The 9,493-nt window shown below is 68.4% G+C and carries 7 protein-coding genes; 2 read left to right on the top strand and 5 right to left on the bottom strand.

Annotation, left to right across the window (positions count from 1 at the left end):
- Positions 1-575: 575 nt before the first annotated feature.
- The 4 genes from zwf to recQ all read right to left on the bottom strand — a co-directional run bounded on the left by zwf (position 576) and on the right by recQ (position 8,020).
- Positions 576-2,393: a glucose-6-phosphate dehydrogenase gene (gene zwf, locus BMY69_RS18160; protein WP_090180941.1), complete on the bottom strand. Its 1,818-nt coding sequence runs from the start codon at positions 2,391-2,393 to the stop codon at positions 576-578.
- Entirely contained in the window at positions 2,390-4,216 is a 1,827-nt protein-coding gene (locus BMY69_RS18165; RefSeq protein WP_090180944.1) for a glycoside hydrolase family 15 protein, read from the bottom strand. The genes zwf and BMY69_RS18165 overlap by 4 nt, the downstream gene beginning before the upstream one ends.
- A gap of 131 nt (positions 4,217-4,347) precedes the next feature.
- Positions 4,348-6,006: a YbaL family putative K(+) efflux transporter gene (ybaL, locus tag BMY69_RS18170; protein ID WP_090180948.1), complete on the bottom strand. Its 1,659-nt coding sequence runs from the start codon at positions 6,004-6,006 to the stop codon at positions 4,348-4,350.
- Between the two features lie 196 nt (positions 6,007-6,202).
- Positions 6,203-8,020 carry a DNA helicase RecQ gene (gene recQ, locus BMY69_RS18175; protein WP_090180951.1) on the bottom strand — a complete coding sequence of 606 codons (1,818 nt, stop codon included), beginning with the start codon at positions 8,018-8,020 and terminating at the stop codon, positions 6,203-6,205.
- A gap of 180 nt (positions 8,021-8,200) precedes the next feature.
- Here recQ and BMY69_RS18180 point away from each other — a divergent pair, with 180 nt between their 5' ends.
- Positions 8,201-8,488 carry a type 1 fimbrial protein gene (locus BMY69_RS18180; RefSeq protein WP_090180954.1) on the top strand — a complete coding sequence of 96 codons (288 nt, stop codon included), beginning with the start codon at positions 8,201-8,203 and terminating at the stop codon, positions 8,486-8,488.
- Positions 8,489-8,491: 3 nt separating this feature from the next.
- Here BMY69_RS18180 and BMY69_RS18185 read toward each other — a convergent pair whose 3' ends face one another.
- Positions 8,492-8,860 (bottom strand): MGMT family protein, encoded by a 369-nt coding sequence (locus BMY69_RS18185; RefSeq protein WP_255364611.1) that lies wholly within the window; start codon positions 8,858-8,860, stop codon positions 8,492-8,494.
- A gap of 73 nt (positions 8,861-8,933) precedes the next feature.
- Between BMY69_RS18185 and BMY69_RS18190 the strand changes: the two genes are divergently transcribed.
- Entirely contained in the window at positions 8,934-9,338 is a 405-nt protein-coding gene (locus BMY69_RS18190; RefSeq protein WP_090055074.1) for a hypothetical protein, read from the top strand.
- Positions 9,339-9,493 lie beyond the last annotated feature (155 nt).

Below are 9,493 nucleotides of genomic sequence, written 5' to 3' on the forward strand. Positions count from 1 at the left end.
CGTGTGGGGACAATCCGGAAGCGAACGCCGACGCGCGGACCGGAATCCGCGTTGGCCGTCGTTCGTTTCGTTGATTCGTTTCCCGCTGCCGCGACGCCGTGCCCCCTCGGGCGGATCGATCGCGTCGGCAACTGCCTTTGCAGCGGTATGACAGCGTCGATTCTCAGAGGCCGCTGACAACGTTGTCAACGACTTTTTTAACTCGATCTAAAAATGCGAGTTTCGACGCAAGTGTCTGTGAGACATCGTCTTTTTTATTTCCAGAAAATACTGCGGTGCGCCATAGCGTCGCCGTACTTTGGATCGATCCATGCCCGCGCACGGATCGCTTCGCTTTCCCCTAACCCATTCAGTGGAAAGCGTTATTTCCGGGAACGTCGGAAGTGGCTCCGCGCGGCAGGCTTACCGCGGCCACTTTGCTGCACCGCAACGAAAAATAAGACCTTTCGCGCGAAGACTTTTTTGTATCGCGGACTGGCCCGCTGGCGCGGGTTCGCGCGCGAGCGCGCTTCCCACAGGGGCACCGGCCGAGGGGGGGGATGCTCCCGCCTTGCTGGCGGGAGCACCCTGAGGCCTTACTTCGCGCGCTTGGGGGCCGTCTTGCGGGCGGTGGCTGTCTTGCTGGCGACCATCTTCTTCGCTGGCGCCTTCTTCGCGGCCGTCTTCTTCGCGGAGACCTTCCTGGTCGCCGGCTTCCGGGCGGCGGCCTTTTTCGGCGCCGCCGCCTTCTTCGCCGTCGCACGACCCCCGCTCTTCTTCGCCGCGGCGCGCCTGGACGGGGCGCCCTCGGACGTCTTCTCGGCCGACGACGCTTCCGCCTTCGGCTTGGCCGTCCGTCGCGTATTCAGTTCCGCGGCGGAGTTCAGCGGACGCCACGAACGTCCGCCCAGCGCCAGCAGCGTATCGGCGGACGCCGGACCGGCGCTGCCCGAGGCGTAGTTCGGGAAGTCGGCCGGCGTGCGCTGCGCCCAGTCGTCGAGGATCGGCTGCACGGCGCGCCAGCACGCCTCGACCATGTCGGCACGCTGGAACAGCGTGGCGTCGCCGGTCATGCAATCGTAGAGCAGCGTTTCATAGCCGACGTTCGGCTCGGCGCGGAACCAGTCGGCGTACTTGAAGTCCATGCGCACCGGCGCGAGCTCGACGCGCGGGCCGGGGCGCTTCACGTCGAACTGCAGCGAGATGCCTTCGTCCGGCTGGATCTGCAGCACCAGCCAGTCCGGGCCGAACGCGTCCATGCCGGTGCCGCGGAACGGGGCGAACGGCGCGGACTTGAAGCGGATCGCGATCTCCGTCGTGCGGCGGCCCATGTGCTTGCCGGTGCGCAGGTAGAACGGCACGCCCGACCAGCGCCACGTATCGATCGAGAGCTTCATCGCCACGAAGGTCTCGGTGACCGAGTCCGCCGCCACGTTGGGCTCGTCGCGGTACGAGATGGCGAGCTCGCCGTTGACCGCGCCGGGACCGTACTGGCCGCGGACGGCATCCTCGGGCTGGATCGGCCGGATCGCCTCGATGGTCTCGGCCTTGCGCGTGCGCACGGCTTCGGCGTCGAACGAGGTCGGCGGCTCCATGGCGACCATCGCCAGCAGCTGGAACAGATGGTTGGGCACCATGTCGCGTAGCGCGCCGGTCTGCTCGTAGAACGAACCGCGGCGCTCGACGCCCACAGTTTCCGCCACGGTGATCTGCACGTGGTCGATGCGGTCGCGGTTCCAGATCGGCTCGAACAGGCCGTTGGCGAACCGGAACGCCATGATGTTCTGCACCGTTTCCTTGCCCAGGAAATGATCGATGCGATAGATCTGGTCTTCGCGCAGGACCTTCAGGATGCGCTCGTTCAGCGCGTGGGCCGAGGCGAGGTCGTGGCCGAACGGCTTCTCGATGATCACGCGGCGCCAGAAGTCTCCATCGTGACCGCCGTCGTCGACGAGGCCGGCATCGCGCAGCTTCTCGATGACGTCGCCAAAGAAACGCTCCGGCGTGGCGAGGTAGAACAGGACGTTGCCCTTCGTGCCGCGCTTGCGTTCGGCCTCGCGCAGTTTCACGCCAAGGCTCTGGAACGCGGACAGGTCGTCGAAGTCGCCGGCGTGATACGTCATCTGGCCGCTCAGCCAGCCCCAGGCCTCCTCGTCGAGCTTGCCGCCGGAATTGCCGACGAAGCGCTCGAGCGATGTGCGCAGGCTGCCGCGCCAGGCGTTGTCGGTCATCTTGCCGTGGTTGAAGCCGATGACATTGAAGTTGTCGGACAGCAGTCCGGTGCGGCGCATGTTGTAGAGCGCGGGAACGACGAGGCGACTGGTCAGGTCGCCGGCGGCGCCGAAAATCACGACGGTACACGGGTCGGCCGGATGAGCGCGGGACGTGGCGCGCTTCGGTTGGGCTTGGCTCATGCACGGACTCCTTGGGGATCGATGGCTTCGGGGGTGGCGTGGCTATCCGCCGTCGCGCTGTAACCGTGCGCGAGGGAGAAAGCGGCATTAACCAACGCCACGTGCGAAAAGGCTTGGGGGAAATTGCCCAGCAGCCGCTTCGACCGGGGATCGTACTCCTCCGCGAGCAGTCCGAGGTCGTTCGACAGGCCGATCAGGCGGACGAACAGTTCGCGCGCTTCGTCGAGCCGGCCGAGCAGCACGTAATTTTCCACGAGCCAGAAACTGCACGGGAGGAACTCGCCCTCGCCCGGAGGCAGACCGTCGACGCCGCTGCGGGTGTCGTAGCGGCGCACGAAACCCTGCACGAGGAGGTCCTCCTCGATCGCGCGGACGGTGGCGGCGATGCGGGGATCGTCGGGAGGAAGGAAATCGGTGAGCGTGACCAGCAGGAGGCTCGCGTCGAGCTCCTTCGATCCGTACGACTGCGTGAAGCAGCCACGCTCGGGGTCGACGCCCTTGGCCAGGATGTCCGCGCGGATCTCGTCCGCGACGGCCCGCCATCGATAGGTGAACGCCGGATCGCGCCCGTGCCTGTCCTGTTCGGCGGCACGCTGGAAGGCGAGCCAGGCCATGACCTTGGAATGGACGAAGTGACGTGGCTCGCCGCGAATCTCCCAGATGCCTTCATCCGGCTCGCGCCAGATCCGCTCCAGGTGTTCGAGGAACACGGCCTGTACCTCGTCGGCCTCGGGCTGCAGGGTGACACCGTGCCGGATCGCGTGCGCGAAGGCGCCCACCAGTTCGCCATAGATGTCGAGCTGGAACTGCATGGACGCGGCGTTGCCGATGCGCACCGGCTTCGCGCCCTCGTAGCCCGCCAGCCAGGGCACCTCGAACTCCTCGAGGCGACGCTCGCCGGCCAGGCCGTAGAGCACCTGCAGCTGGTCGGGCGAGCCGGCGACCGCGCGCCGGACCCAGTCGCGCCATGCGCTGGCCTCGTCGTGGTAACCGGCGTTCACCAGCGCGGACAGCACGAACGTGGCGTCGCGGGCCCAGCAGAAACGATAGTCCCAGTTGCGCTGACCTCCGAGCTGCTCGGGCAGCGACGTGGTCGGCGCGGCGACGATCCCGCCCGTCGGGAGATAGCTCAGGCCCTTGAGCACCACCAGCGAGCGGCGCACGATGTCGCTCCACTCGCCCGAGTCGTTGCAGCGGCCGGACCAGCGCTCCCAGAACGCGAGCGAATCCCGTAGCGCGACATGCGCGTCGGTCGTGGGAGGCGGCGGCAGGTGCGACGGTCCCCAGGCGAGCGCGAACGGCACGGTCTCGCCTTCGCGGACGGAGAACCGCGCCACGCTGTGCATGCCCTCGCCTTCCAGCGCGACCGGACTGCGCACCACCAGCAGATCGGGACCGGCGACCGCGGTCATCGTCTCGTCGTCGACGCGCTTCACCCACGGCACCGCGTTGCCGTAATCGAACCGGATGGTAAGGACGACCTCGAAGTCGACGCATCCTTCGATGCCCTCGACGATGCGGACGATGCCCACCTGCTCGCCCTCGAACGGCATGAAGTCGACGACGCGCGCACGGCCCGTCGCGGTGCTCCACACCGTCTCCAGGACGAGGCTGCCATCGATGTACTGCCGTGTGTTCATCGCATCGGCGTCGGCCGGCGCGATGCGCCAGCGACCGTTCGCATCCTCGCCGATCAGAGCCGAGAAGCAGGAGGCCGAATCGAACCGCGGCAGGCAGGCCCAGTCGATCGAGCCGTTCCGCGCCACGAGCGCCGCGCTGCGGCAGTTGCCGAGCATCGCGTAGTCTTCGATCCGGGATGCCATGCCGTCCTCACTGTGCCGATTGCCATCCTGCGAACGGTAGCCTCGGCCGTGTTACAGGGACGTATCGACGGATGGCGCTTCTTGCTCCCGCTTGGACGGGTCTGCGGCTCGTTGGAGCCACAGGCCGGACGTCAGTGCACGGACGCCTGCTCCCGCTTCGGCTGCGCGGCTTCGAACATGCTGCGTGCCAGCTCCTGTTCGCCGTAGATCACCTCGCTGGCGCCAAGGCCGGAGAGGTGCCCGACGCAATCGGGCGAATGCGCGCGGGCGACGATGGGGAGGTCCGGACGCAACGCGCGCGCCGCGCGCACCACCTGCCCGCCCTCGAAGGGATCGGGCACGGCGACGATCAGGGCGCGGGCGCCGGCGATGTTCGCCTCCGCCAGCACGGGCGCGGACGCGGCGTTGCCGATGACGAGCTCGACGTCGCCGCGCTCGCGCAGATCGCGCACGGCGTCCTCGTCGGTCTCGATGACCAGCGTGCGCGCCCCCGTCGCCTGCAGCTCGGCGAGCACGCGACGGCCGACCCGGCCATGCCCGACCAGCACGGTATGACCCGCGATGGCATCGGGGTGATCGTCCGGCGCATCGGCGTCGTGCTTCGCGATCCAGCGATCGAGCGCGGCGAACAGCAGCGGATTGATGAGGATCGACACGATGGCGGCGGCGAGCAGGATGTCTCGGCCCTGCTCGCTGAGCAGCCCGAGCGACACGCCGAGCCCGGCGAGGATGAACGAGAATTCGCCGATCTGCGCGAGGCTCGTGGCGATGGTGAGCGCGGTCTTCGTCGGGCGGCCGAAGAGTCGCACGATGGCGAACGCGGCGACCGACTTGCCGACGACGATGATCAGGCACGCGGCGAGCACGACCCACGGACGGTCGACCAGGATATGCGGGTTGAACAGCATGCCGATGGACACGAAGAACAGCACCGCGAACGCGTCGCGCAGTGGCAGCGTTTCCTCGGCCGCGCGCTGCGAGAGCTTCGATTCGCCCATCATCATGCCGGCGAAGAAGGCGCCCAGTTCGAACGAGACGTCGAACAGGTGCGCGGCGCCGAAGGCGACGCCGAGCGCGATGGCGAGCACGGCGAGCCGGAACAGCTCGCGCGAGCCGCTGGCCGACACGGCCTGCAGCATCCACGGGATGAGCCGCTTGCCGACGATGAGCATCAGCGCGACGAAGCCGACGACCTTGCCGACCGTGAGCGCGACCGTGCGGAACAGCTCGCCCATGTCGGGGGCGGCGGCGCCGTTGTCCGCGCCAAGGAAGCCGCCGATCGCCGGCAGCAGGACCAGCGCGAGCACCATCGCGAGATCCTCGACGATGAGCCAGCCGACCGCGATGCGTCCGCGATCGCTGTCGAGCAGGCGGCGCTCTTCCATCGCGCGCAGCAGCACGACGGTGCTGGCCACGGACAGCGCGAGGCCGAACACGAAGCCCTCCGCCACCGGCCAGCCGAGGCCCCAGGCGAGCAGCATGCCGAGGCCCGTCGCGACGGCCATCTGCACGGCGGCACCGGGGATGGAGATCGCCTTGACGGCGAGGAGGTCCTTCAACGAGAAGTGCAGACCCACGCCGAACATCAGCAGGATCACGCCGAGGTCGGCGAGCTCCTGCGCGATGCCCGCGTCCGCCACGTAGCCGGGCGTGAAGGGGCCGGCGACCACCCCGGCGACGAGGTAGCCCGCCAGCACCGGAAGCCTCAGCCGGTGCGCGATGGCGCCGAAGAAGAAGGCGAGTACGAGACCACCGACGATGGTGGCGATGAGTGGCGTGGCGTCGTGCATGGGCGGCTCCCCGAGTCGTCGTTGGCCGCGGGAGGACCGCGGCATGCACCCTCGTCTCGTCACGTCGAAAGTGCGAACGTATCGAATGGGGTCGTCCATGAAGCATTGGGGACGACCCGGCCCGCATGCAACCTTCAGCGAGCTAAATTCTCAATGTTTTCCGGCATTTTCAGAATAGCCTCAAACCACAGGCACGTTAGCCCGCCGCCGTGAGCACCGCGAGGAAGTCCTTTCCGTAACGCTTGAGCTTGTTCTCGCCCACACCGCTGATCGATGCCAGTTCGTCTTCGTTGGCCGGCAGCGCGCGGAGCATCGCGAGCAGGGTCGCGTCGTGGAAGATCACGTACGCCGGCACGCCATGCTGCCGTGCGAGTTCGGCGCGGACGCGGCGCAGTTCGTTCCAGAGCGGCTGCTCGATTTCCTCGATGCCCAGCGACGCGCCGGCGGTGGCGGGGCCCGCGCGGCCCGGCGTGCGCCGACCCCTGGCCGGCCTCGCGTCCTCGCGCAGCGACACGCGGCGCTCGCCCTTGAGCACGGGCCCGCTCGCCGCGGACAGGCGCAGCGTGCCGTAGCCTTCGGGGTCGGCCTCGATCAGCCCCGCCGCGAGCAGCTGGCGAAAGACGGAACGCCATTGCGTCGCGTCCGAGTCCGCGCCGATGCCGAACACGCTGAGCTTGTCGTGGCCCAGCTCACGGACGCGCTCGCTGGCGTCGCCGCGCAGGATGTCGATCAGATGGCCCGCGCCGTAACGCTGGCCGCTGCGATAGATGCACGACATCGCCTTCTGCGCGGCGACGGTGGCATCCCACGTCTTCGGCGGCACCAGGCAGTTGTCGCAGTTGCCGCACGGCTCCGGATAGGTCTCGGCGAACGCTTCGAGCAGGAGCTGGCGCCGGCAACGCGTGGCTTCGGCGTAGCCGAGCAACGAATCGAGCTTCAGTCGCTCGATGCGCTTGCGGTCGTCGCCGGCCTCCGACTGCGCGATCATCTGGCTCATCGTGACCACGTCGCCGAGGCCGTAGATCATCCAGGCTTCGGCGGGCAGACCGTCGCGGCCCGCGCGACCGGTCTCCTGATAGTAGCCCTCCATGCTGCGCGGCAGATCGAGGTGCGCCACGAAGCGGACGTCGGGCTTGTCGATGCCCATGCCGAACGCGACCGTCGCGACCATCACGACGCCGTCCTCGCGCAGGAAACGCTGCTGGTGCCGCGTGCGCACCTCGGCGTCGAGCCCCGCGTGGTAAGGCAGCGCCTCGACACCCGCTTCCGCGAGCCATGCCGCGGTCTCGTCGACCTTCCGCCGGCTCAGGCAATAGACGATGCCGGCCTCGCCCCGGTGCGCGTCGAGGAAATCGACGAGCTGACGCCGCGCGTTCTGGCGCGGCGCCACGCGGTAGCGGATGTTGGGGCGATCGAAGCTGGAGACGAACCGGCGTGCCTCGTGCAGGCCGAGGCGCTCGACGATCTCCTCGCGGGTGCGGTCGTCGGCCGTCGCGGTGAGCGCGATGCGCGGGACCTCGGGAAACCGCTCGTGGAGCAACGCGAGCCCGCGGTACTCCGGACGGAAATCGTGACCCCACTGCGATACGCAGTGCGCCTCGTCGATGGCGAAGAGCGCGATGGGGATGCGGTCGAGCAGCGCGAGGAACCGGCCCGTGAGCAATCGCTCGGGCGCCACGTAGAGCAGGTCGAGGTCGCCGGCCAGCAGGAGGTCCTCGACCTCGCGCTGCGTGACCGCGTCGAGGCTGGAGTTGAGGTACCTCGCCCGCACGCCGGCCTCGGTGAGGGCGTCCACCTGATCCTGCATCAGCGCGATCAGTGGCGACACGACGATGCCGGTGCCGTGGCGCATCAGCGCGGGGATCTGGAAGCACAGCGACTTGCCGCCGCCGGTGGGCATCAGGACGAGGGCATCCTCGCCCGCGGCGACGGCCTCGACGATGGCCTGCTGCTGGCCGCGAAACCCGGGATAGCCGAAAACGGAGTGGAGGAGGTCGAGAGCCTGGGACTGCATCCACGCATGCTAACAAACCGACGCCCTGCCCCGGCAGCGAGACGACAGCTGAACGGGGTGTAGGCCTACACCGATTTGCGACGAAGGTTGTTTTCTTCTGGGCGCCATCGGCAGCTAATGGAGCCGGGCACGTCGCCCGCACACAACGCGTTTGACATCCTTCAAGAGGGGGGGGATCTCATGAACAGAGCGCTTGCCATCGTCGCCCTGCTGGGCGGCATCGTCGCGATCGCGCCGGCCGCGGAGGCCGACAGCGGTCGCATCGCCTTCCGCGGCGCGATCGTCGAGCCCGCCTGTGCCGTACGGGACATGCGACTGGACTGCCCGCGGTCGCGCGAGACCGCTGCGCAGGTCGTCGCCTTCGACGGCACCTCCGCGACCCGACGACTTAAGTCCGAGCTGTTCGACTACGCGCGCGCCCGCGATCCGGACCACGCGTGGCGGCTACTGGAAGTCACCTGGCGCTGAGCGTCAGATCGGGAAACCCCAGATCGCGCGGTCGAGGTCGTGGTCGAGGCCGAACGCGCTCATGGGAACCCGGCCGTCCTTCACCACGACGCCCTCGGCCTTGAGGCGACGGCACTGCTCGCGGTATCCCGCCGTGCCGGGCGGGATGCCGATCTTCCCGTCAGCACGAAGCACCCGGTGCCAAGGCAGGTCCAGGCGGTTCGGCGCGTCGCCCAGCACCCGGCCGATCAGCCGTGCGCGCCCCGGATAGCCCGCGCGCGCCGCTATCGCACCGTAGCTCGCGACCCGACCGCGCGGGATCGCGGCGACCGCCTCGATGATCCGTTTCGCCCTGATGGCGCGGGCCTCGTCGTCGTCGATCTCGTCACCCATGGCGGTTTCGTGCATGTCGGCTGGAAGCCGGGAGCGTACCATCGTGGTCCCGACGACGGACCCGTGGACGGTCATGCGACATTTCGAGGCGATTCGCTCCCACGTAGGCGCCATTCACCGGCTGCGCCAGAACGAGCCCTACCTCATCAGCTTCGACCTGGAACTGCCCGACGGGCGGCACCAGGGCATCTATCTGGCCGAGCTCGAGGACGGCGACGGGCAGCGCTTCCTGCGCCTGTCGACGCCCATCGGCCCTCTCGCCGGCGTGGACGCACGCCGCTGCCTGCGCTTCAACTGGGAACAGCGCACCGGCTATCTCGCGGAGGCCGATCTGGACGGATCGCCCTACCTGCACCTGTGCGAGAACCGTCCCTACGATTACCTCGACGAGAACGAACTGGCCCGCCTCATCGAAGAGCTGGGCGCCACGGGCGACCAGCTCGAGCAAGTGGTCAACGGCGAAGCCGACGCGCTCTAGGCCGCCCGCGCTACAACCGGTAGGAGCGCGCCCTGCGCGCGACAGCCTCTCGCGAGAAGCCCCAGGACCTGCGGCTCACGGCCTCAAAACATGTCGCGCGCAAGGCGCGCTCCTACGCGAGGACCGGGCGGTGATGTAGGAGCGCGCCCTGCGCG

Source organism: Luteibacter sp. UNC138MFCol5.1, from assembly GCF_900110505.1.
Classification (GTDB): Bacteria; Pseudomonadota; Gammaproteobacteria; order Xanthomonadales; family Rhodanobacteraceae; genus Luteibacter.